This window comes from Ruminococcus sp. YE71 (genome assembly GCF_900119155.1).
In the GTDB taxonomy this organism is placed as follows: Bacteria; Bacillota; Clostridia; order Oscillospirales; family Ruminococcaceae; genus YE71.
Window position 1 is genome coordinate 26,002 of the sequence record NZ_FPIR01000016.1, and the last position, 23,341, is coordinate 49,342.

Sequence of the window (23,341 nt, forward strand, 5' to 3'; positions counted from 1 at the left end):
CGGCAGTATGGCAATGTTAGAGGTCAAGGACCTTTGCGTAAACTACGGCATGATTAAGGCTCTCAAGGGCATCTCCTTCGATGTCAATGAGGGCGAGGTAATAGCGCTCATCGGCGCGAACGGCGCGGGAAAGACCACCACGCTCCACACACTGACGGGTATCCTACACGCAAAGTCGGGCTCGATAGTGTTCGAGGGCATGGAGCTCACTAAAACTCCCGCACACAATATCGTGAAGCTGGGCATCGCACACGTTCCCGAGGGACGGCGAATCTTCCAGCAGCTGACGGTGCTCGACAACCTGAAGCTCGGCGCATTCATCAGAAACGACAAGGACGGCATCGCAGAGGACATGGAGAAGATTTACAAGCGCTTCCCGCGTCTTGCCGAGAGAAAAAGCCAGATAGCAGGCACCCTCTCGGGCGGTGAACAGCAGATGCTCGCTATGGGCAGAGCGCTGATGTCGCGTCCGAAAATGATAGTCATGGACGAGCCGTCGATGGGTCTTTCGCCCATCATGGTGAGTGAGATATTCAACATCATCACCTCGATACGTGAGGACGGAACGACAGTCCTTCTCGTTGAGCAGAACGCGAAAAAGGCGCTCTCCATCGCGGACAGGGCATACGTGCTCGAAACGGGCAAGATAACTCTTTCGGGCATGGCAAGCGACCTTATCAACGATGAAAAGGTCAGAAAAGCATATCTCGGCGAATAAAAAGGAGGTTCAGACTATGGCACAGATAATCACCATCGCAAGAGGAATGGGCAGCGGCGGACGAACCATCGGAAGGATGCTGTCCGAACAGCTCGGAATGAAGTACTACGACAAAGACCTTATCAAGCTCGCCAGCGAGGACAGCGGCATCAACGAAGCCTTCTTCGGACGCGTTGACGAGAAGCTCAAGACCTCGTTCATCAAGCGCGGCGGCGTGTACAAGGGCGGCGTTATCGACCCGTCCAGCAAGGAGTTCACGTCGGACAAGAACCTGTTCAACTTTCAGGCGAAGATAATCAAGGAACTTGCGGACAAGGAACCTGCTGTCATCGTCGGACGCTGCGCAGACTTTATCCTCCGCGACAGAGATGACGTTATCAGGCTGTTCATCCACTGCGACGAAGATACTGCGGTGAAGAACGTGATCGACGCTTACGGCGTTGAGGAGAAGGAAGCTCACCGCATAGTCGAGCACACCGACAAAGACCGCAGCGAGTACTACAAGCACTACACGGGCAGAAGCTGGACGGACGCGCGAAACTACAACATCTGTCTGGACACCAGCCGACTTGATTACGACACCTGCGTGGAGATAATCAAGGGCTACATCGCTATCATTTCAAAGTAACGAAAAACCGTCGGAACACCTCCGACGGTTTTCTTTTTACGTATCAATACGTTCGTATTCGACCAGCGCCATGTCTCGGTAGGTCAGGTCGCCGCGTGCCTTGAAGCCGAGACGCTCCCAGAAAGCATTTCCGACCTCATTTCGACTGAATACCACAAAGCACACTTTTCCGATACCGCATCCAGTAAATGCGTCGAGCACCGCTTTTACAAGCGCTCTGCCTATCCCCTGCCCTCTGCGCTCGGGACTGACCGCTGTATGATAGATATGTCCGCGCCTGCCATCGTGACCTCCGAGAATGCACCCGATCATCTTTCCTTCCGAAACGGCGACAAAGCAGGTAGTGGGGTTTCGCTCAAGGAAACGCGCTATCCCCTCCCGTGAATCGTCGCGGTCGTTGAGCCCCATGCCTTTGCAGGACAGCCACATCGAATAAACATCGTCATAATCCTCGATGGTCATCGTTCTGATCTCAAAAGCCACGTCGCTCACTCCTTTATCAGGTCTTTTATCACTTCGCCCGCTATGATGAGCCCCATCACCGAGGGCACAAACGCCGCCGAAGCAGGCACTCGCTTTTCACCGTCGGTGCGCTTTTTCGGCTCTTCTTCAGAATAGACCGCCTTAACGCCCGTGATGCCGCGCTTTTTCAGCTCGTAACGCACCACCTTTGCCAGCGGACAGACCTTCGTTTTCGAGATGTCTGCCACCCGAAACGCCGTGGGATCGAGCTTGTTGCCAGCACCCATCGCCGAGATGACGGGCACGCCTGCCGCCTTCGCCTTCTCGATTATGGCTATCTTGCCAGACACCGTGTCGATAGCATCGATAACATAGTCGTACTGCGTGAAATCAAAGCTGTCGGCATTCTCGGGCAGGAAAAAACACTCGTGGGGATTGACGGTCACCTCGGGGTCGATGTCGCGGATGCGGTCGGCGGCAGCCTTCACCTTCGGCTGACCGAGGGTGCTGTGCAGGGCGATTATCTGACGGTTGAGGTTCGAGAGCGCCACCGTGTCGCTGTCGATGAGGTCGAGCGTGCCGATGCCGCTCCGTGCAAGCGCCTCCACCGCGAAGCCGCCCACGCCGCCCACGCCGAACACTGCCACGCGCTTGCTGCGAAGCCCTGCCACTGCCTCCTCACCGAGGAGCGCTTCTATTCTCGAAAGCTGTTCACTCATCGCCGTCACTGCCCTTCTGCGGTTCGGCGACCGTGCCGCGGACGCTCCTGCCCTCGTCGTAGCTGTCGAGGAAGTGATGATACTCGTCGCCGAGGTGGTAGGAGATTATCGTCTGCAAGTTCACATTCTCCACGCTGCGGAAGATGTTCTTATCGACGGCGGGATTCTTTGCGCGGAGTTCTTTCAGCAGCATCTTGACCTCCTGACGCTTCGACTCGCCGATGCCGTCGCCGCTCATATGCACGCTCTCGGTGAAACGGCAGGCGCACTGTATGAACTCCAGCCCGTTGTGCCTGCACCAGTGGATGATGTCATCCTCGCGCACCATGTACAGGGGACGTATCAGCTCCATGCCCTCAAAATGCTCGCTGTGGAGCTTCGGCATCATGGTCTGCACCTGCGAGCCGTATATCATGCCCATGAGTATCGTCTCGATAACGTCGTCGAAATGGTGTCCGAGGGCTATCTTGTTGCAGCCCATGTCCTGCGCGGTCTTGTAGAGATAGCCGCGGCGCATCCTCGCGCAGAGGTAGCAGGGGTTCATCTCAATCTTGTAGACGGCGTTGAAGATGTTCGTCTCGAAAATGTGTATCGGTATTTCGAGCTTTGCTGCGTTTTCCTCGATACGGCGGCGGTTTTCGGGGTTGTAGCCGGGGTCCATGACGATATACTCCACCTCGAAGGGTATCTTCGAGTACCGCTGAAGACGCTTCATGCACATCGCCATCAGCATCGAGTCCTTGCCGCCCGAGATGCAGACAGCTATCTTGTCGTTCGGCTTGATAAGCTCGTAATCCTTGATGCCTTTGAGGAATTTCGACCACACGGTCTTGCGGAATTTGCCGACCAGCGTCAGCTCATATTCGTTTGCCAGTTCCAAAGAGCACACTCCTTTTTATTTCTACAGTATCACTATGATATTATACAACGTTATTATGAACTTGTCAAGCACGGGCGCACCCCATAGCCCGCCAAATGTAAACAATTTGTTGATACTATTGAACTTGCTGTCAAACTGTGGTATAATAAATTTTGTTAGTTTGAAAAATCAACTTCTCGGAGGAAACAAGTATGGATACATTAACTCTTTTCACCGCAACGGCTTCAAAAGCATCCGCATATTCGACCATCATCATGTTCGTGCTGGTCATCGTGTTCTTCTATTTTCTGATAATCCGTCCGCAGAAAACTCAGGAAAAGAAGGAAAAGGCGATGCGCGACTCCCTTGAAGTCGGCGATGAAGTTATCACAAACGGCGGCATCGTGGGCATCGTGTTCTCCATCAAGGACGACACCGTGGTCATCGAGACAGGCAGCGACCGCAGCAAGATAAGAGTCATGAAGTGGGCTATCGCCAAGAACCTCACCGTTCACGACGGCGACGAAAGCAAATGATCCGATCACAAAAAATCAAACTCCCGACGTTTATAACGAACGTCGGGAGTTTTTTTATCACTGTTTATTTCTGATGAACTCGTCGATGGAAGCCGCGGCTTTTTTGCCTGCGCCCATCGCAAGGATAACGGTCGCCGCACCTGTTACAGCGTCGCCGCCTGCGTAAACGCCGTCCTTTGTGGTGGCGTTTGTCGCTTCATCGACAACGAGACAGCCGCGCTTGTTGGCTTCGATGCCGGGGGTCGTGCTGCGGATGAGGGGATTCGGGGAAGTGCCTATCGCCATGATGACCGAATCGACATCAAGGGTGAAATTGCTGCCCTCGACCTCGACGGGGCTGCGTCTGCCCGAAGCGTCGGGCTCGCCAAGCTCCATCTTCACGCACTCGATGCCCGTAACGTTGCCGTCATCATCGCCGAGGATGCGCACGGGATTGTTCAGCAGCCTGAACTCGATGCCCTCCTCCTGCGCGTGATGGACCTCTTCGCGGCGAGCGGGGAGCTCCTCCATCGAGCGGCGGTAGATGATGTACACCTTCTCCGCGCCCAGTCTCATCGCCGAACGTGCCGCGTCCATAGCAACGTTTCCGCCGCCGACTACCGCAACGTTCTTCGCACGTCTTATCGGGGTGTCGTACTCTTCAAGGTAAGCCTTCATCAGATTGATGCGGGTCAGGTACTCGTTCGCCGAGTAAACGCCCACCAGCGCTTCGCCGTCGATGCCCATGAATCTCGGCAGACCTGCTCCCGAGCCCACGAACACGGCTTCGTAGCCCCTTTCCATTATCTCGTCAATCGAAAGCACCCTGCCGATGACCATGTCGGTCATTATCTCAACGCCCAGCGCCTTGAGACCGTCTATCTCCTTCTGAACGATAGCCTTCGGGAGCCTGAACTCTGGGATGCCGTACATCAGCACGCCGCCTGCGGTGTGGAACGCTTCAAAAATAGTCACCTGATAACCCAGCTTCGCAAGGTCGCCTGCGCAGGACAGTGCGGACGGGCCGCCGCCCACTATCGCCACCTTGTGACCGTTCGGCTCGGGTCTTGTGTTCTTCTCGGACAGCTCGGGATGGTTCATGGCGTAATCGGCGCAGAATCTCTCCAGTCTGCCGATAGCCACAGGCTCGCCGTTCTTGCCGCGGACGCACTTGCTCTCGCACTGGCGCTCCTGGGGACACACTCTTCCCGTAACGGCAGGCAGGCTGTTGGTGCCCTTGATTATCTCATACGCCCCGATGAAGTCGCCCTCCTTCACCTTCGAAATGAACTCGGGGATGCGGACGCTGACGGGACATCCCGTCATGCACAGGGGTTTATTGCAGTTGAGGCAGCGCTTTGCCTCATTTATCGCCTCTTCTTCGGTGTAGCCGAGGCTGACCTCCTTGAAGTTACGCGCACGAACGAGGGGCTCCTGCTCGGTGACGGGAGTCTTGTTCGGCTGCATATTCGGTTTTTCCGCCATTATCTGACACCTCCCGTAAGTCTGCACAGATGATCGTGCTCTGTCTTTTTATAGGTACCGTTTCTTCTCATCAGCTCGTCGAAATCCACCTTGTGACCGTCGAAATCGGGGCCGTCCACGCAGGCGTAGCGTATCTTTCCGTCAACGGTGACGCGGCAGCCGCCGCACATACCCGTGCCGTCGATCATGATCGGGTTGAGCGACACGAGAGTTTTGATGCCGTATGGCTCGGTGGTCTTGCAGACGAATTTCATCATCGGTACAGGGCCGATGGCGATGACGAGGTCGTAGTTTCTGCCGCCGTCGATAAGATCCTTCAGCTTGTTGGTAACAAAGCCGTGATAGCCTGCCGAGCCGTCGTCGGTACAGAGATAGAAGCCCGTAGAAACAGCCTTCATCTCCTCTTCAAGGATGATGATGTCCTTTGAACGGAAGCCTGCGATAAGGTCTACCTCAGCCCCCGACTCAAAAAGCTGCTTTGCCTGCGGATAAGCGATAGCGCATCCTACGCCGCCGCCCACCACCGCGACGCGCTTTGCACCGAAGTATTCGGTAGCCGTTCCGAGAGGACCTACCACATCAAGGATGCTGTCCCCCTCATTAAGCTGTGCGAGCTTGTGAGTCGAAGCGCCGATCGCCTGAAAAATAATGGTGATAGTACCCTTCTTCTCGTCATGATCCGCGATGGTCAGCGGAACTCTCTCGCCGTACTCATCCACGCGGTATATTATAAACTGTCCTGCCTTTGCCTTAGCCGCGATGTACGGAGCTTCGATCTCCAACAGCACGGTAGTTTCATTGAGCTGACATTTGCGCATTATCTTAAACACACATTATCCCCCGTTTCCTTTTTCACTTTTACGCTTTAGGATTTTAATATACATATGTCTATTATACATCATAATTTGCAATTTTTCAAGGGGGTTCCTGCATTTTTATCACAGTCATCCATGTTTAAGCAAAAATATCACATTATTTTGTGAGCATAGTCATAATACACTCCCTTTCGATGCATGATCTGGTGTCTTTTTCCGCCGAAAGCTGTCCGAAGCTGTACACCGCAAACCCCTCGCACCCTGCCGAGAGCGCGTCCTTTATCTGCCTTGCGATTATCCCCTGCTCCGAAACGAACTCCTCTTCTGCGCTGTCGCCTTCGGTCTTGTACAGCCCCAGTCCGCAGACCAGCGCCACGTTTTCGCCCGTGCAGAGCGCTCTCCACTCCGCCAGCGTTTCCGAAAAGGGGCAGACGGTGTTCTCGTACCCGAAGTACAGCTGGGGCGCGATGTAGTCTATGAACCCGTCCTCGGCGCACCACCTCTTCACGTCCGCGAACATGAACTCGTAATTGTTGCCGATGTTCCCCTGGGGCGACACCCCGAAGAGCATCTCCTCGTCCGCCGACTTCACCGTGTCGTGGATCAGCTTCACCATCTCCGTGCAGTTTTCCATCCTCCATTCTGCAAGCGGCAGCTCCGTACCCGATTCGGCGTAGGTCTCACTGTCGAAGGACGGGTCGGTGGTGGGGTAGAAATAGTCGTCGATGTGCAGACCGTCGATGTCGTATTCGCAGAGCTCACGCACCCCTGCCGCTATGTACTCCCTGACTTCTGGTACAGCAGGGTCGAGCCAGTAGAAGGGCGTGCCCTCGGGTGACGAGACATACTCGGGGTAGACCTCGGGCTCCGCGAACCACTCGTACAGCTCGTACCCCTGCAAGCGCTCCATGTCCGCCTTCGTCTCACACCGAAGGGGATTTATCCACGCGTGTACCGACAGCCCCCTCTCGTGCGCGAGCCGAACCGTTATTTTCAGCGGGTCGTAGAGCGGTCTGCCCTCGCTGTCGGCGGGAAGGCTCTTGGCAGGCGGATACAGCTCCGAGGGATAGTACGCGTCCGCGAACGCCCTGACGTGCAGATACACCGTGTTCAGCCCCGTCTCCGCGATGAGGTCGAGAGCCCCCGACATTTTCGCCGAGAAGCTGTCGGCATCCTCGGCGAAAAGTCCGTTCATGTCCATGTAGGTGAGCCAGACGGCTCTCTGCTCCCCGAAGTTGAGCGCCCCGTACTGCGGCATCTCGTTCGGCAGATACCTGACAGCCGTCGGGGCTTCTGCCGTGCTCATATTTTCGACCGAGCGGGTCTGCACGGACGTTTTCGCTCCGCTTCCCTGCCACGCGCACCCTGCCAGCATCACCGCGGAAATAATCATCGCAACCGTTTTTTTCATCATCGGCACTCCTTTTAACAGCTTGTACTGATTATTATGCATAAGAACCGCAGAATATGAAAAGGCACAGCCTTCCGACTGTGCCTTTTTGATTACGGGATAAGACGGTTGATGTCTCTCGGGAACATACTGGTCTCACGGATGTTGTTTCTGCCGAGGAGCTTCATGAGAAGTCTCTCAAGGCCGATTCCGAGACCGCCATGGGGCGGCAGACCGTACTTGTGAGCGTCGAGGTAGCTCTCGAAGTCGGCGGGGTCAAGACCCTGTGCGAGCATCTTGTCTACCTGCTCCTGGTAGTCGTTGATCCTCTGACCGCCTGAGGTTATCTCAAGACCTCTGAACAGCAGGTCGAACTTGTATGCTTCCTTGGGATCCTCGCGGCTGTTCATAGCGTAGAACGGCGGCTTAGAGGACGGGAAATGGGTAACGAAGATGAAGTCGCTGTTGTACTTCTCCTTAGCGTACTTGCCGAGGTTCACCTCGTCCTCGGGGTCGAGGTCGAACTTCTTGCCGCCTGCGGCATTGTCACCGCGGAGCAGTGTCAGCGCGTCGATGAACTTGATCGAGGGTATCTCGGTGATATTCGGAACGTCCACTTCGAGGAGTGTCAGCTCGTACTTGTAGTTCTCCTTCAGGTACTCCATGATGTGGCGGAGCATCGCGGTCTCCATCGCCATTACGTCGTACATGGAGTCGATGTAACCCATCTCGAAGTCAAGACCTATGTACTCGTTGATGTGACGGCTGGTAGCGTGCTTCTCCGCACGGTAAACAGGCGCGATCTCATAAACGCGGTCGAACACGCCGACGCAGGCCTGCTTGTAGAACTGCGGCGACTGGTTCAGGAACGCATTCTTGTGGAAGTAGTCGAGGCGGAAGATGTTCGCGCCGCCCTCAGCGCCCTGAGCAACGATCTTCGGGGTGTGTATCTCGGTGAAGCCGTTTGCTCTCATGAACTCGTGCATACCGTGAACAAGACCCTCCTGGAGCTTGAAGATAGCTCTCTCGTAGGGGTTGCGGAGTGCCGCCACGCGGTTGTCGAGCTTGGTGTCGATGGAGCAGTTGAGCTTGCCCTGAGAAATTTTCAGCGGCAGGTCGGCTGCGGGAGTGCTGATGAGACGGATGTCCGAAAGCACGATCTCAACGCCGTTGAAGTCCTTCGGGTTCTCCTGAACTGTACCCTTCACCCATACGAAGTCGCCCTCTTTGAGACCCTGGATGCTGTCCTTGCAGGCTTCGCTGTGAACGGTCTGGATGGTGCAGTTTGCTGTTCTTACAACAACGAATGCAACACCCGCCATCTTTCTGAGTCTGTGAACGCAGGCCTTGAACTCAACGGTCTTGCCTACATTGTTCAGCGCGTCGGAAAGAGCGAATTCCTTGATGAGCTTGTCGGTGCCGACCATCACCATGTAGTCGCCGTCCTTGGACGGAACATACTTGTCGGGATTTGTATACTTAGTGAGCTTGGAGAGGTCTCTGCCCTGCTCTTCCTCAGCAGTCTCGACCTCAACAGCCGCGCCTGCCGAAGCCGCTTCGAGCTTCTGCTCCAGCACTTCCTTGATTATCTTCGGAGTAGCCACGCCCTTGAGCGACTTGGTACACTGACCCATGATGAAGCCGAATACCTTCTTCTCGCCGCTTGCGTACTGCTGTACCTGCGAAGCGTTCTCGGTGAGGATGCTGTCGATAACGCTTGCCACCTTATCCATATCAACGGAGATGATATAGCCTGCGTCCTTAGCGATCTTCTCGGGGTCGCCGCCGTTTTCAGCCATTACGCGGAATACGGCCTTAGCGTCGTTCTTCGAGATCTTCTCCTCGTCTGCGAGCTTGACTACGGTCGCCAGCTCTTCGGGAGTGAACTTGATGTTGTCGAGGTCTATCTCGCCGAGATTGATACGTCTCATGAACTCGGTGAGGATGAATGCCGATACCGACTTCGGAGCGTTGTAGGTCTTGAGCGCTTCCTCGAAGAAATCGGAGATGGGCTTGTTGTTTACAAGTGTCTGAGCGTCTACCTTCGAGAGCTTGTATTCGCCAGTGTAGCGTGCAAGGCGGACGTTCGGCATCTCGGGGAGCTTCGCCTTGATAGCGGCGAGCTGTTCGTCGGTGAGGTTCACCTGTAAGATGTCGGGCTCGGGGAAGTAGCGGTAGTCGTGAGCGTTTTCCTTGGTACGCATCGACTTGGTAGCGTCGCGGTTAGCGTCATAGCGGCGGGTCTCCTGAACGACCTTCTTGCCTGCTTCGAGAAGAAGTGCCTGTCTGCGCTCCTCGTACTTGATAGCGCGTCCCACCGACTTGATGGAGTTGATGTTCTTGATCTCGGCACGAGTACCGAACTCCTTGTCGCCCGGCTTCATGATGGAGATATTTACGTCGCATCTGAGGGAGCCCTGCTCCATCTTACAGTCGCATACGCCTGCGTACTGAAGGAGAAGCGAGATCTGCTCAACGTAAGCCATAGCCTCCTCGGCGGAGCGCATATCAGGCTCGGAAACGATCTCGATCAGCGGGATGCCGCAGCGGTTGTAGTCTGCGAGAGATACGCCGTTGTAGTCGTCATGAACGAGCTTGCCTGCGTCCTCTTCGAGGTGGACGTGGTTGATGCGGATGTCCTTCTTCTTGCCGTTTACCTCTATCGGGATAGCGCCCGCACCGATGATCGGGTAGTAGAGCTGGGATATCTGGTAGGCCTTCGGAAGGTCGGGGTAGAAGTAGTTCTTGCGGTCGAATACCGAGAACTTGTTTATCTCACAGCCGAAAGCGTAGCCTGCCTTTACCGCATATTCAACGGCGGTCTGGTTGATGACGGGCAGAGTACCGGGCATACCCGTGCAGACGGGGCAGCAGCGGCTGTTGCGCTCTCCGCCGAACTCAGCGGAGCAATTGCAGAATATCTTGGTCTTGGTAAGAAGCTCGGCGTGTATCTCAAGACCAATGACAGTAATATACTTTTCCATTTGTCTTTTCCTCCTTAGTCAAGCTTCGGTGATACGGGCTTAAAGGTCTGCTCGAAAGCGTCGGCGAGCTGGATGACGGTCTGCTCGTCGAAGCGTCTGCCGACGATCGAAAGTCCGATGGGCATACCCTTGTCGCTGTAGCCGCAGGGCGTGGATATTGCAGGGAGACCCGCGATATTCACGGTAACGGTGCAGATGTCAGCCTGATACATCTTTACAGGGTCGGATACCTGCTCCTCGGGGCGGTAAGCAACTGCGGGAGTTGTGGGCGTGATGATCGCGTCGCACTTCTCGAAGATGCCGTCATACTCGGCGCGGATGACCTGTCTCAGAGCCATAGCCTTGCCGTAGTAAGCGTCATAGTAACCGCTCGAAAGTGCGTAGTTGCCGAGGAGTATGCGGCGCTTTACCTCGTCGCCGAAGCCCTCGGAACGGGACTTCTTGATAAGCTCTTCGTAGCTGTCCGCCTCAGCGGTGCGGTGACCGTACTTGATGCCGTCGTATCTCGACAGGTTGGAAGCCGCCTCGGCAGAGCTGATGAGGTAGTAAGCAGGAACAGCGTACTTGAGGGACGGCATGGAGCAGTCCACAAGCTCGGCGCCGAGGGACTTGTAAGTCTCGGCAGCTGCGAGCACGCTCTTTCTGATCTCGTCGTCGATGCCCTCACCGAAGAACTCCTTCGGCAGAGCGAGCTTCATGCCCGTAAGGGGCTTGCCGATCTTCGCCGCGAAGTCGGGCACGCTCTCGCGGGAGCTTGTGCCGTCGTGGGGGTCGAAGCCGCAGATGCAGTCGAGTATCTTAGCGCAGTCGTAAGCCGAGTGCGCGATAGGTCCGATCTGGTCGAAGGAACTTGCGAAAGCCACAAGACCGAAACGGGAAACTCTGCTGTAGGTAGGCTTGATGCCCGTAACGCCGCAGAATGCCGCAGGCTGTCTGATAGATCCGCCCGTATCCGAACCGAGGGATGCGGTGCAGAGCTCAGCTGCAACAGCCGCCGCCGAACCGCCCGACGAACCGCCGGGAACGCAGTCGGTGTTGTAGGGGTTGCGGGTCTTTGCGAAAGCCGAGGTCTGGGTCGAGCCGCCCATCGCGAACTCGTCCATGCTCGCCTTTCCGAGCATAACGATGCCCTGTGCGTTCAGGCGCTCCATAACGGTAGCATTGTACTGGGGCACGAAGTCCTCAAGTATCTTTGAAGCGCAGGTGGTGCGGACGCCCTCTGTGCAGATGTTGTCCTTGATAGCCATCGGGATACCAGTCAGAGCCTTTGCCTCGCCCGCGTCGATGAGCTTCTGAGCCGCGTCAGCCTGTGCGAGAGCGCCCTCTTCGGTAACGGTTATATAGGACTTTATCTTTCCGTCACGCGCTTTGATATTTGCGATGTACTCCTGTGCAAGCTCTTTCGCGCTGATCTTCTTAGCGTCGAGAGCCTCACGCTGAGCACGGATAGTCTTTAATGAACTGTCCAAAATATTTCACTCCTTGATATGAGATTATTCTACTACCTTCGGTACGACGAATGCGTTGTCGCGGTTGACAGCATTCGCGAGGACCTTCTCGGTCGGCATGGAATCGTGTTTCTCGTCGGCACGCAGGCTCTCGAGGAAAACGTTGTGATTATCCTTATGAGCGTCGTACTCAACGTCGTAGCCCTTGACGCCGTCCATAAGCTCGATGATGTCGGTCATCTCGGCGGCAGTCTTTTCGAGCTGCTCGTCGGTAAATTCGAGCTTGCCAAGCTCGGCAAGGTATTTTACCATATTAAGATCCATAAATCTTCTTCCTTTCTGTCGAAATGGCGCACTGCGCCATACTAACATCTAATTATACCACATCGCACGGCTCATTTCAAGGGCTTCGGGCGTATTTGTGAAAAAAATTCATATTTTCCATAATAGAACAGAGCCGCAGAAGTATCGTCTTCTGCGGCTCGCGCTGCTTACTTGATATATTTGTCGAGGATACCGCAGAAGTCGAAGGTGCGGAAGTAATCCGCAGGTGTCTCTGCGCGGCGTATCATCTTCACGCTGCCGTCCTCCTGAAGCAGGAGTTCTGCGTGGCGGAGTCTGCCGTTGTAGTTGTAGCCCATAGCGTAGCCGTGAGCGCCCGAATCGTGTATCACGAGCAGGTCGCCGATCTCTATCTCGGGGAGCATACGGTCAACGGCGAACTTGTCGTTGTTCTCGCAAAGGCTGCCTGTAACGTCGTACTTGTGGTCGCAGGGAGCGTTCTCCTTGCCGAGAACGGTGATGTGGTGATAAGCACCGTACATCGCAGGTCTCATGAGGTCGCAGGCGGTAGCGTCAACGCCGATATATTCCTTATATATATGCTTCTGGTGAATAGCCCTTGTCACAAGATGACCGTAGGGAGCAAGCATATATCTGCCGAGCTCGGTGAAGATCGAAACATCGCCGAGACCCGCGGGCACCAGTATCTCGTCGAACGCCTTGTGGACGCCCTCGCCGATGACCTGAATATTGTTCGGTTCCTTGTCGGGGGTGTAAGGGATGCCGACGCCGCCCGAAAGGTTGATGTACTTGATCGAGATGCCTGTCTTTTCCTTTATCTCAACTGCCAGCTCGAAGAGTATGGAAGCGAGCTTCGGATAGTACTCGTTGGAAACGGTGTTGGATGCGAGGAATGCGTGCAGGCCGAAATTCTCCGCGCCCTTTTCTTTCAGTATCTTGTAACCCTCGATGAGCTGTTCCTTGGTGAAGCCGTACTTGGCGTCGCCGGGGTTGTCCATGATGTCGGTGCCCAGCTCGAAAACTCCGCCCGGATTGAAGCGGCAGAAAATGGTCTTGGGTATACCGCAGAGCTTATCGAGGAACTCTATGTGGGTGAAGTCATCGAGGTTGATGAAGCCGCCCAGCTCCTTTGCCTTGAGGTAGTCCTCCTTCGGGGTAACGTTCGAGGAGAACATGATGTCGCTGCCCGAGAAGCCGCAGCACTCGGAAAGCATCAGCTCGGTGAGCGAAGAGCAGTCAACACCGCAGCCCTCTTCCTTGAGGATGCCGAGGATGTAGGGGTTCGGGGTAGCCTTTACCGCGAAGTACTCACGGAAGCCCTTGTTCCATGCGAACGCCTTGTTCAGCTCGCGTGCGTTGCGGCGGATGCCTGCCTCGTCATAGATGTGGAAAGGGGTAGGGTAGGTCTTAGCGATCTCTTCTGCCTGTTCCTTTGTGATGAACGGTGTCTTGCTCATTGTATATCAGTCCTTTACTGTGCTAAAATAAAAAGATATTTTAATTATAGCTCTTTTGTATGGATACGTCAAGCAAATTGCTGAAAATTAACACAAAATACACAATTATGACATTTGAAGTATACAGAAACTGTCTGATTGTAAACTTTATGCGCATACGCTTGATATTAAGCGTACAATATGGTATAATAAGGTGTTAATTACAATAGGTATCGGAAAGCGTGGTTTTGGTATGGACATCCAGAAGGGCGATACGCTCGTTATGAAGAAAAAACACCCCTGCGGCTCGAACGAGATGCTCGTCCTCAGAACGGGCATGGACCTGAAACTGCGCTGCGTCGGCTGCGGCAGAGAATTCATGATACCCCGCTCTAAGGGCGAAAAAAATATCAAAAGCATAAACAAAGACGGAAACGGAGGCACTGATGGACGCTAAATTTGAAGCGGTCGCCGTTCGGTTCGAGGAGATAGGCGAGTTGCTGACTCAGCCCGACACGGTAAACGACAGCAGCAGATACGCCGAGCTGATGAAGGAATATTCGCGTCTCGGACCCATCGCCGCCAAGATAAAAGAATATGAAAAGGCAGAGACCGAAAACACCGAGGCGAGGGAAATGCTCGCAGAGGGCGGTCTTGACGCCGAGATGAAGGAAATGGTCAGCGAACAGCTCACCGAAAGCGCCGATGCTCTTGAAAGGCTCGGCGAGGAACTGAAAATAATGCTGCTCCCCCGCGACCCCAACGACGACAAGAACGTTATCGTCGAGATACGCGGCGGCGCGGGCGGCGAGGAGAGCGCACTTTTCGCACACTCGCTCTACAGGATGTATCAGCTCTACTCCGCCTCAAAGGGCTGGAAGACCGAGCTCATCCACATAAACGAGACCGAGCTGGGCGGCTGCAAGGAAGTCACTTTCTCGGTGGAGGGTCAGGGCGCTTACTCCCGTCTCAAGTACGAGAGCGGCGTTCACCGCGTTCAGCGCGTGCCCGAGACCGAGTCGCAGGGACGCATCCACACCTCGACAGTGACGGTGGCGGTACTTCCCGAAGCCGAAGAGGTGGAGCTCGAACTCAACGAAGCTACCGAACTGAAAATAGACGTTTTCCGCGCTTCGGGCGCAGGCGGTCAGCATATCAACAAGACCGAGTCGGCTGTCCGCATCACACATCTCCCCACGGGTCTCGTGGTGGAATGTCAGGACGAGCGCAGCCAGTACAAGAACAAGGACAAGGCTATGCGCGTTCTCCGCTCGCGGCTGCTGGAAATGCAGCGCGAGGCTCACGACAGCGAGATAGCCTCACAGCGCCGCTCGATGGTCGGCACAGGCGACCGCTCCGAGAGGATACGCACCTACAACTTCCCCGAGAGCCGTATCTCCGACCACCGCATCGGTCTGACGATATACAAACTCGACAGCTTCCTGAACGGTCAGCTCGATGAGGTGATAGACGCCCTCGCGCTCGCCGACCGCACAGCACAGCTCACGGAAAACAATTGATTCGGAAGGACAAGGATATGGATTCAAGATACGAGACCGAGCTGCTGACCTGCTCGCCCGAGGATATCAGACGGGCGGCAGAGCTTATCCGCTCGGGCGAAGTGGTCGGGATGCCGACCGAGACTGTGTACGGTCTTGCCGCCAACGCCTTCGACGAAAAGGCTGCCGCAAAGATATTCGCGGCAAAGGGCAGACCCTCAGACAATCCGCTGATAGTACATATCAGCGACATCACGATGATAAGCGAGATAGCCGCCGAGCTACCGCAGCTGGCAGTCACCTGCGCAAAGCGCTTCTGGCCGGGTCCCCTCACCATGGTGCTCCCAAAGACCCCGAAGATACCTGATTCGGTGTCGGGCGGGCTCAATACCGTCGGCGTGCGGATGCCCTCGCATCCTGGTGCCCTCGCACTCATCGCCGAGTCGGGAGTGCCCCTTGCGGCACCCTCCGCGAACCTTTCGGGCAGCCCCTCGCCTACCACCGCAGAACACGTCATGAACGATATGAAGGGCAGGATACCTGCTGTCATCGACGGCGGCGAATGTGAAGCGGGCGTCGAGTCCACCGTCATCTGCTTCGAGCAGGACGCGATAAAGATACTCCGCCCGGGACGCATCACGGCTCAGATGCTCATGGAAATAACCCCCGACATCCGCATAGATAAGGGCGTGCTCCACCGCATCGACAACAGCGAGCCCGTCGCTTCCCCGGGGATGAAATACAAGCACTACTCCCCGAAAGCCGAGGTGTTCCTCATAGACGGCACTTCCGAGCAGTTCGCCGAGTATATCGCGAAACAGGACATGAAAAATGCCCTCTGCATCGTGTTCGACAGCGCCGATATGGGCGGTCTGAAAATGCCCTTCATCTCGATAGGCAACTCCGCGGTGGAACAGGCACACGGGCTCTTCTCGGCTCTGCGCAGCGCCGACAAACGCGGCGCAAAGGTCGTTTACGCGCGCTGCCCTAAGACCGACGGCGTAGGGCTTGCCGTCTACAACAGACTTATCCGTGCGGCGGCGTTCAGGGTGATAAAGCTTTGAGCGCACACGTTATCGGGCTGACGGGTCAGAGCGGATCGGGCAAGACCACCGTCGCGCAGGAGTTCCTGCGGCAGGGGTTCTGCCACATCGACTGCGACAGGCTCGTACACCATATGCTCGCCGAGGAAAGCAGATGCACGGCGGCTCTGCGTGAAAATTTCCCGCAGTTCTTCGACGGCGGAAATTTTGACCGTCGGCGTGCGGCGGCTCTGCTCTTTGCAGACCGTGACCTGCTCGACCGCTACAACGCGGTGTTCTTCCCCTTCATCACCGAGGAGATAACCGCCCGCATCAGCGCTGCCGAACAGGAGGGCTGCGAGTTCATACTTCTCGATGCTCCCACCCTTTTTGAAGCGGGGGCGGATACGCTCTGTGAGCTGATTGTCGCCTGCGTTTCGGATGAGGAGAACCGCATCGTGCGCATCACCGAACGGGACGGCATCGACGAGGAAAGCGCACGCCGCAGGATACGCTCACAGCACAGCGAGGAATTTTTCCGCGGGAAGGCGGATATAGTTATAGAGAACAACGGCTCGTATCCCGAGCTGCTCAGATCGGCGGAGACTGCCGCCGAAAGGATAAAGGAAAGTGTAAATGGCAAAGAAAAAGAGCAGTAACAGCACACTCGGTCTCGCTGTGTTCGTGACCGTTATGCTGCTTCTGGGCATGGGTCTGTACCTTGTGTTCAGACGTCCCGAGATACAGCAGACCGTGCCGAAAGCTAAACAGTACTTCACCTACCCCACCGATTACGAGGAGTATGTGATAAAGTATTCCAACGAGTATGATATCGACGCTCGTTATATTTTCGCGGTCATCCGCACCGAATCGTCTTTCGTTGAAACTGCCGAGAGCGAGGTCGGTGCAAGGGGGCTCATGCAGATAATGCCCGACGCCTTCGACTGGATACAGTTCCGTCTCGATGACGACCGCGGACTTACCTTCGACGATATGTATACCCCCGAATACAATATTCAGTACGGTACATATATGCTCTCGTACCTGTACGAAAAGTTCGGCAGCTACGAACTTGCTTCGGCAGCTTACCACCAGGGCATGAATGCCGTTTCGGGATGGATAGACGACGGTACTATCGACCCCGAACATTTCAGCGTGGATGAGAACCTCGACGCTATGCCGTCCGACCTCACCCGCGACTACATCTACAAAGTAATGAAAGCATTCGATAAATACAAGGAGAATGCACAATTAGAGGAGGATATCAATAATGGAAAACAGCAAAACAGCAGCGGAGATCCTGACGGAGAAACTGCTTGAAGACCCGAAAAACGCAGCTCTCATCATGAGCGATGAGGAGATAGCTTCGGCTGACGAGTTCTGTGAGGGATATAAGTCGTTCCTCTCAGTCGGCAAGACCGAGCGTCTCGCCTGCAACGAAGCCGTAAGGCTCGCCGAGGAAGCAGGCTTTGCTCCCTACGAAAAGGGCAGAGAGTACAAGGCAGGCGACCGTTTCTACTTCGTTAACCGCGGTAAGGCGATCATTCTCACCGTTATGGGCGAGAAGCCCCTTGCAGAGGGCATCAGGCTCGCGGCAGCACACATCGACTCCCCGAGACTTGACCTCAAGCAGCATCCGCTCTACGAGGACAAGGATATGGCTCTCTTCAAGACCCACTACTACGGCGGCATCAAGAAGTACCAGTGGACGACCGTTCCCCTCGCACTTCACGGCGTAGTTATCCGTGCGGACGGTTCGAGCGTTGAGATCAACATCGGCGAGGACGACGGCGACCCCGTATTCTGCGTGACCGACCTGCTCATCCACCTTGCAGACGCTCAGATGAAGCGCACCCTTGCTGACGGCGTCCGCGGCGAGGAACTGAACATCCTCGTAGGTTCGCGTCCCTTCAGAGACGACAAGGCTTCCAACCTCGTCAAGCTCAACATCATGCGCATCCTCAACGAGAAGTACGGCATCACCGAGCACGATTTCGTTTCGGCAGAGCTTGAGGCAGTTCCTGCCTGCAAGGCTGTTGACGTGGGCTTCGACAGAAGCATGGTTGGTTCCTACGGTCAGGACGACAGAGTGTGCGCTTACGGCGCTCTCATGGCTATCCTCGGCTGCGACGCTCCGACCTACACCTGCATGACCGTTCTCACCGACAAGGAAGAGATCGGCAGCGAGGGCAACACGGGTCTCAACAGCTCCTACCTGCCCTACTTCATCGACGATCTGGCTGAGCTCCAGGGCGTCAAGGGTCACACCGTTATCAGCAACTCCATCTGCCTGTCGGCTGACGTTAACGCCGCAGAAGACCCGACCTTCGCAGACGTTACCGAGTCCCGCAACGCTTCCAAGCTGGGCTACGGCGTAGTGTTCACCAAGTATACGGGCGCTCGCGGCAAGAGCGGCACTTCCGACGCTTCCGCTGAATTCGTCGGCCGCATCCGCAAGATGATGAACGACGGCGGAGTTATCTGGCAGACAGGCGAGCTCGGCAAGGTCGATGCAGGCGGCGGCGGAACTGTAGCCTGCTATCTGGCAGATCTCGACATCGACGTTATCGACCTGGGCGTGCCCGTACTCTCGATGCACGCACCTTTCGAGATCACCTCGAAGCTCGATACATACCAGTGCTACAAGGCCTGCACCGTATTCTTCGACGACAAGCAGTGATCTGACACAAATCAAAAAAATTTCGGAGCAAAGGTCCATCCTCTGCTCCGATTTTTTATGAGAATATTTCACAGGCATTTTTCTGATTTTTCTGCGGATACTATCTTTGAATCCAAACCGAAAGGAAGTATCTCAATGAAAAAACTGCTTTTTACCGCCGCGAGTGCGGCTGTCCTGCTCACGAGCTGCGGTTCGGCTGACCATGACATCAGCTCTCAAGACATGGCGGACTCCCCTGCCCTCACCGACCGCGAGACTCAGGAAGAACACATCGTGACCCCCGTTCAGGGCACGCCGCCCCTCACCGTCAAGATCGGTTACGGTCAGGGCGTCGAGGTGGATGACAAGAACCGCCCCATCGGCGCCCTCGACTTCAACGAAAAGTACGGCAGATGGAACGCCACCGCCATCAACACCGACTCAAAGAAGATACTGCTGACCTTCGATCAGGGCTACGAGAACGGTCTCACAGGTCAGATCCTCGACACGCTGAAAGAAAAAAAGGTCAAGGCGGTGTTCTTCGTGGTGCAGGACTACGCCGAGCGCAACCCCGAACTCGTTCAGCGCATGATCGACGAGGGGCACACCATCGGCAACCACAGCGTCTCCCACCCGTCCATGCCTTCCCTATCGCCGACTCAGTGCGCCGACGAGGTGAACGGTCTGAACGACTATATGGAGCAGAACTTCGGCGTCCGTCCGACCCTCTTCCGTCCCCCGATGGGCGAATTCTCCGAGCTGTCCCTCGCTATGACCGACCGCTGCGGCTGCAAGTCCATGCTCTGGAGCTTCGCCTACGCCGACTGGGACGTAGACAACCAGCCCGACCCCGCCGAGGCTAAGCAAAAACTCGTCGGTGCCGCCCACGAAGGCGCCATCTACCTTCTCCACTCGGTCTCCCAGACCAACGCCGACATCCTCGGCGACTTCATCGACGAGGTCCGCGCTGAGGGGTTTGAGTTTGAATAGGGACAGTGGTGGAATTATTGGGGGAAACCCTTTTGAAAAAGGGTTCTCCCCCAAACCCCTTTCCTAAAACTTTTAATATGTTGTTATATAGACGTGTTTGGGAAGATGGGCTCTCGACATTTCATGAGAGAATGACTATATGTAGGGTGGGGGCTTGCTCCCACCGCTTTTTTCGCTTTCTAATATGCAGAAGGCGCGAGGACATTCTGTGTTATCATTCACGGTTGACACGGGCGATTGATGTCGCCCATACATAAAAGAAGAAAAAACGGTGGGGAGCACCCCACCGAATATTTCTATCCTAAAAAAATTTTAGTCTCACATTACGCAGAGAGAGCCAAACGTCCCCCACACATCTACCTGCCGACATATTAAAAGTCTTTGGAAAGGTGGGCTGGGGTAAAACCCGCACTCTCTCACTCACTGACGCAGATAGACGCCGTTTGACTCGATGTAGTCTTCCATGTCGTCCTTGTAGTAGAGGTCAAGGGGGTCGGCGTGAGCTTTGAGGGCGCGCTGACCGATGTCGTGGCGGAAGTGAACGCCGTCCCAGGTGATCTTGTCAACAGCCTCGTAGGACTTGCGGAGAGCCTCTGCGAGGGTGAGGGCGGTGCAGGTCACGCCCAGCACTCTGCCGCCTGCGGTAAGGAACTTACCGTTGTCGAGCTTGGTGCCTGCGTGGTAAACGAACGCGCCGTCTACCTGACCCTTGTCGTCAAGACCCTTGATCTCGATACCCTTGGGATAGCTCAGAGGATAGCCGCCCGAAGCCATGACCACGCAGGAGCAGCTTCCGCTCTTCCAGCTGATCTTGAGGTCGCCGAGTCTGTGCTCGTAGATAGCCTCGAAGATCTCGCAGAGGTCGCTGTCCAGCATCGGGAGCACCACCTGAGTCTCGGGATCGCCGAAGCGGCAGTTGTACTCGATGACCTTCGGACCCTTCGGGGTTATCATCAGACCGAAGTACAGGCAGCCCTCAAAAGTTCTGCCCTCGGCGTTCATAGCCTCGATGGTAGGCTTGAAGATAGTCTCCATGCACTCCTTTGCGATAGCGTCGGTGTAGTAGGGATTCGGGGAAACGGTGCCCATACCGCCCGTGTTGAGACCCTCGTCGCCGTCGAGAGCGCGCTTGTGATCCATCGAAGAGATCATCGGAACGACGGTCTTGCCGTCGGTGAAGCTCAGAACGCTCACCTCGGGACCCGTCAGGAACTCCTCGATAACGATCCTTGCGCTGGACTTGCCGAATTTCAGCTCGTCGATCATCTCATGAACAGCCTGTATCGCCTCTTCCTCGTTCTGCGCGAGAATAACGCCCTTGCCCAGTGCGAGGCCGTCAGCCTTGATTACCGCAGGATAGCTGTTCTGCTTTTTCAGGTACGCGATGGCGGGCTCGCTCTCGGTGAATACCTCGTAAGCCGCAGTCGGGATGTTGTACTTTTTCATCAGCTCTTTCGAGAACACCTTCGAGCCCTCGATGATAGCCGCATTAGCCTTCGGGCCGAAAGTCATGAAGCCCTTCGCCTGAAGCGCATCCACCATGCCGAGCACCAGCGGATCGTCGGGAGCGACTACGACCATGTCGGGCTTTAACTTCTCAGCCAGCGCAACAACTCCGTCAACGTCCGTCGCCGCAACGTCAAAGCACTCCGCAAAACGCGATATACCGCCGTTTCCGGGTGTGCAGTACAGCTTATCTACCTTGGGGCTCTCAGCCAGCTTCATAATAATGGCGTGCTCTCTTCCGCCGCCTCCAACTACCAAAATGTTCATACTGATCTATCCTTTCGTTTATGGATTCCGCCCCGTTCGGCGCGGTTTTGTGCGGGTGTATTCTCTGTGGGAGAACCTTCGCCTTAGCTTCGCACGGCCAGAAGAAAGGTTCTCCCACAGACCCCCTTCCAAAGACTTTTTATACTTTTTTTGTGGGGTTAATTGGTTTGCTCTGATATAATTACGGTGTCGATGAGTCTTGAAAGTTCGTCGCCGAGGTCATACAGGACGTCGCCCTCGCCGCCGAAAGTTATGTCGTACTCGGTATTTTTCAGCGTAATTATCAGCATCCTCGTTTTCACATTATCTTTGCCGTTTATCACGAGGTTGCCTGCCTGAACTCCGCCGACGCTGAATTCCGAGCTTACGAACGCGCTCGCGCCGTCCTTGCTGAACTCTTTCTCGTAGGCTTCGGCAAGCTGTGAGCTGTAATTCTGCCCGTGTTCCTTACCGTCCGAATACGCCTTTGAGCTGAACGAGAAGTAAGCCTTGCCCTTATAATTCTCGTTCTCGCCCCTGTACATCCCGACGATACTGCCGTCCTTGTCGGCGGTGACTTCCCACTTGTTCTCATCCACCGTGAAGGTCAGCTCACCCAGCGAAAACTCGCGGTCTTCCGCAAGCTGTTCCTGCTTTTGGGTCTCTGCCTGCGAAGCGTCTGCCTCGCTGATATCCTCGCGTTCGCCCGATATCTCCATACCCGTGATGAGCTTTTTCTCCTCATTGGTTATATAGAGGGGCGGGAAGGCGTTTTCCTCACCATTCTCATGCTTTTCCGTCAGCTTGAAGATGATGATATACTCCTTGCCGATGAACAGACGGTTGTGAACAGTACACTTATTTGAGCCCTCTGTCAGGTCGTTCTCGAACTCGGACGTCCTCATGTCCTCTATCCCTAAATTCTTTTCAGCACCTTCCGAAAATAGCTTTTTTCCGAAATACTGTTCCGCATAGGTGTTATACTGATCTTCCGTAAGCGTTTTTCCGTACAGCTCGGGGTTATACAGCACGCTGATCGTACCAGTGATGCCGTCCTCGTTAAAGATGCACGCCGCGTTCGGTGCATTTTCGCGCACCCCGTCGAAATGCCATTCATCGGGGAGCGTGAACTTGACGGTAGTGCCGAAGGTCAGCTCGTTTCCCTTACACGACGGCGCGAGTTCTCTGTAGCCGACCTGCTTCTTCTCCTCATTTTTTTCGACAGGAGCGCGGTTTCCCGTTGCCGTGGCGATATCGACCTTTCTGTATTGTTTCGAGGTGTCGATGCCCTTCGCGTAAAAGGTCGCGAAGATCGCCGCCGAAACAGCCACGACCACCAGCGTACAGCCTGCCGACAGCAGGTCGATCAGTCTCTCGCGTTCGCTCTTCGGGGCTTTGACGGTCTTGTTGAAGCCGCTGAACGGGCTCCCGAAGTAGTTGTCCATCCCTGCGAACGGCGATCTTGAAGGCTTCGGCGGGGGCGGTGCAGGTCTTGCCGCCGCCGATTTCGGAACGGGCACTATCCTCGGGTTTTCGTCGGTGGTCATCGGCTCACCGCCGCAGATGTCGCAGTACTTCGGGTAAGTGCCGAGTATCATTCCGCATTTTGAACATTTCAGCAGTCGTGCCATTTCACACCTCCTCCGCGGACACCCTC

At 55.4% G+C, this 23,341-nt stretch carries 22 protein-coding genes; 10 read left to right on the forward strand and 12 right to left on the reverse strand.

Annotated elements, in window-relative coordinates; genetic code table 11:
- Window positions 1–7: 7 nt before the first annotated feature.
- Both BT142_RS13820 and BT142_RS13825 read left to right on the forward strand, forming a co-directional pair.
- On the forward strand, window positions 8–718 hold the full coding sequence (locus BT142_RS13820) for an ABC transporter ATP-binding protein (RefSeq protein WP_072418776.1): 711 nt from the start codon (window positions 8–10) through the stop codon (window positions 716–718).
- A gap of 16 nt (window positions 719–734) precedes the next feature.
- Window positions 735–1,346 (forward strand): cytidylate kinase-like family protein, encoded by a 612-nt coding sequence (locus BT142_RS13825; RefSeq protein ID WP_072418777.1) that lies wholly within the window; start codon window positions 735–737, stop codon window positions 1,344–1,346.
- A gap of 36 nt (window positions 1,347–1,382) precedes the next feature.
- Here BT142_RS13825 and BT142_RS13830 read toward each other — a convergent pair whose 3' ends face one another.
- From BT142_RS13830 to BT142_RS13840, 3 genes are read right to left on the reverse strand one after another with little or no spacing between them, the layout of a single operon-like run.
- Window positions 1,383–1,808: a GNAT family N-acetyltransferase gene (locus BT142_RS13830; protein ID WP_072418839.1), complete on the reverse strand. Its 426-nt coding sequence runs from the start codon at window positions 1,806–1,808 to the stop codon at window positions 1,383–1,385.
- 26 nt (window positions 1,809–1,834) lie between these two features.
- Window positions 1,835–2,527 (reverse strand): tRNA threonylcarbamoyladenosine dehydratase, encoded by a 693-nt coding sequence (locus BT142_RS13835; protein WP_072418778.1) that lies wholly within the window; start codon window positions 2,525–2,527, stop codon window positions 1,835–1,837.
- Window positions 2,520–3,416, reverse strand: a complete 897-nt coding sequence (locus BT142_RS13840; protein ID WP_347497701.1) for a tRNA lysidine(34) synthetase — start codon at window positions 3,414–3,416, stop codon at window positions 2,520–2,522. The genes BT142_RS13835 and BT142_RS13840 overlap by 8 nt, the downstream gene beginning before the upstream one ends.
- Before the next feature lie 182 nt (window positions 3,417–3,598).
- On the opposite strand from BT142_RS13840, the gene yajC reads away from it, so the two are divergent.
- A complete protein-coding gene (yajC, locus tag BT142_RS13845; RefSeq protein WP_072418780.1) occupies window positions 3,599–3,922 on the forward strand; it encodes a preprotein translocase subunit YajC in 324 nt (107 codons plus the stop codon).
- A gap of 57 nt (window positions 3,923–3,979) precedes the next feature.
- Here yajC and gltA read toward each other — a convergent pair whose 3' ends face one another.
- The 7 genes from gltA to BT142_RS13880 form a co-directional block, all read right to left on the reverse strand.
- Window positions 3,980–5,386: an NADPH-dependent glutamate synthase gene (gene gltA, locus BT142_RS13850; protein WP_072418781.1), complete on the reverse strand. Its 1,407-nt coding sequence runs from the start codon at window positions 5,384–5,386 to the stop codon at window positions 3,980–3,982.
- Complete coding sequence (locus tag BT142_RS13855) at window positions 5,386–6,216, reverse strand: sulfide/dihydroorotate dehydrogenase-like FAD/NAD-binding protein (protein ID WP_072418782.1); 831 nt, start codon at window positions 6,214–6,216, stop codon at window positions 5,386–5,388. Before BT142_RS13855 ends, gltA begins: the two co-directional genes overlap by 1 nt.
- Window positions 6,217–6,358: 142 nt before the next feature.
- Complete coding sequence (locus BT142_RS13860; RefSeq protein ID WP_072418783.1) at window positions 6,359–7,612, reverse strand: glycoside hydrolase family 10-like protein; 1,254 nt, start codon at window positions 7,610–7,612, stop codon at window positions 6,359–6,361.
- A 92-nt stretch (window positions 7,613–7,704) separates the two neighbouring features.
- On the reverse strand, window positions 7,705–10,575 hold the full coding sequence (gatB, locus tag BT142_RS20020; protein ID WP_072418784.1) for an Asp-tRNA(Asn)/Glu-tRNA(Gln) amidotransferase subunit GatB: 2,871 nt from the start codon (window positions 10,573–10,575) through the stop codon (window positions 7,705–7,707).
- Window positions 10,576–10,589: 14 nt separating this feature from the next.
- Window positions 10,590–12,044, reverse strand: a complete 1,455-nt coding sequence (gene gatA / locus BT142_RS13870) for an Asp-tRNA(Asn)/Glu-tRNA(Gln) amidotransferase subunit GatA (RefSeq protein ID WP_072418785.1) — start codon at window positions 12,042–12,044, stop codon at window positions 10,590–10,592.
- Window positions 12,045–12,068: 24 nt separating this feature from the next.
- Window positions 12,069–12,347 (reverse strand): Asp-tRNA(Asn)/Glu-tRNA(Gln) amidotransferase subunit GatC, encoded by a 279-nt coding sequence (locus tag BT142_RS13875; RefSeq protein WP_072418786.1) that lies wholly within the window; start codon window positions 12,345–12,347, stop codon window positions 12,069–12,071.
- A 167-nt stretch (window positions 12,348–12,514) separates the two neighbouring features.
- Window positions 12,515–13,783, reverse strand: a complete 1,269-nt coding sequence (locus BT142_RS13880) for a diaminopimelate decarboxylase (RefSeq protein WP_072418787.1) — start codon at window positions 13,781–13,783, stop codon at window positions 12,515–12,517.
- 232 nt (window positions 13,784–14,015) lie between these two features.
- Between BT142_RS13880 and BT142_RS13885 the strand changes: the two genes are divergently transcribed.
- The 7 genes from BT142_RS13885 (at window position 14,016) to BT142_RS13915 (ending at window position 19,932) form a co-directional block, all read left to right on the forward strand.
- Window positions 14,016–14,219: a DUF951 domain-containing protein gene (locus BT142_RS13885; RefSeq protein WP_072418788.1), complete on the forward strand. Its 204-nt coding sequence runs from the start codon at window positions 14,016–14,018 to the stop codon at window positions 14,217–14,219.
- Complete coding sequence (prfA, locus tag BT142_RS13890; protein ID WP_072418789.1) at window positions 14,209–15,282, forward strand: peptide chain release factor 1; 1,074 nt, start codon at window positions 14,209–14,211, stop codon at window positions 15,280–15,282. The genes BT142_RS13885 and prfA overlap by 11 nt, the downstream gene beginning before the upstream one ends.
- A 17-nt stretch (window positions 15,283–15,299) precedes the next feature.
- Window positions 15,300–16,325 carry an L-threonylcarbamoyladenylate synthase gene (locus tag BT142_RS13895; RefSeq protein ID WP_072418790.1) on the forward strand — a complete coding sequence of 342 codons (1,026 nt, stop codon included), beginning with the start codon at window positions 15,300–15,302 and terminating at the stop codon, window positions 16,323–16,325.
- Window positions 16,322–16,942 carry a dephospho-CoA kinase gene (coaE, locus tag BT142_RS13900; protein ID WP_072418791.1) on the forward strand — a complete coding sequence of 207 codons (621 nt, stop codon included), beginning with the start codon at window positions 16,322–16,324 and terminating at the stop codon, window positions 16,940–16,942. The genes BT142_RS13895 and coaE overlap by 4 nt, the downstream gene beginning before the upstream one ends.
- Window positions 16,920–17,603 carry a lytic transglycosylase domain-containing protein gene (locus tag BT142_RS13905; RefSeq protein WP_072418792.1) on the forward strand — a complete coding sequence of 228 codons (684 nt, stop codon included), beginning with the start codon at window positions 16,920–16,922 and terminating at the stop codon, window positions 17,601–17,603. Before coaE ends, BT142_RS13905 begins: the two co-directional genes overlap by 23 nt.
- Window positions 17,554–18,963, forward strand: coding sequence for an aminopeptidase (locus tag BT142_RS13910; RefSeq protein ID WP_072418793.1), 1,410 nt, complete (start codon window positions 17,554–17,556; stop codon window positions 18,961–18,963). The genes BT142_RS13905 and BT142_RS13910 overlap by 50 nt, the downstream gene beginning before the upstream one ends.
- A gap of 135 nt (window positions 18,964–19,098) precedes the next feature.
- Window positions 19,099–19,932, forward strand: coding sequence for a polysaccharide deacetylase family protein (locus tag BT142_RS13915; protein ID WP_072418794.1), 834 nt, complete (start codon window positions 19,099–19,101; stop codon window positions 19,930–19,932).
- A 420-nt stretch (window positions 19,933–20,352) separates the two neighbouring features.
- Here the strand turns inward: BT142_RS13915 and purD are convergent, their stop codons facing one another.
- Complete coding sequence (gene purD / locus BT142_RS13920) at window positions 20,353–21,705, reverse strand: phosphoribosylamine--glycine ligase (protein ID WP_072418795.1); 1,353 nt, start codon at window positions 21,703–21,705, stop codon at window positions 20,353–20,355.
- Between the two features lie 158 nt (window positions 21,706–21,863).
- Window positions 21,864–23,315: a hypothetical protein gene (locus BT142_RS13925; protein ID WP_072418796.1), complete on the reverse strand. Its 1,452-nt coding sequence runs from the start codon at window positions 23,313–23,315 to the stop codon at window positions 21,864–21,866.
- Window positions 23,316–23,341: the final 26 nt, after the last annotated feature.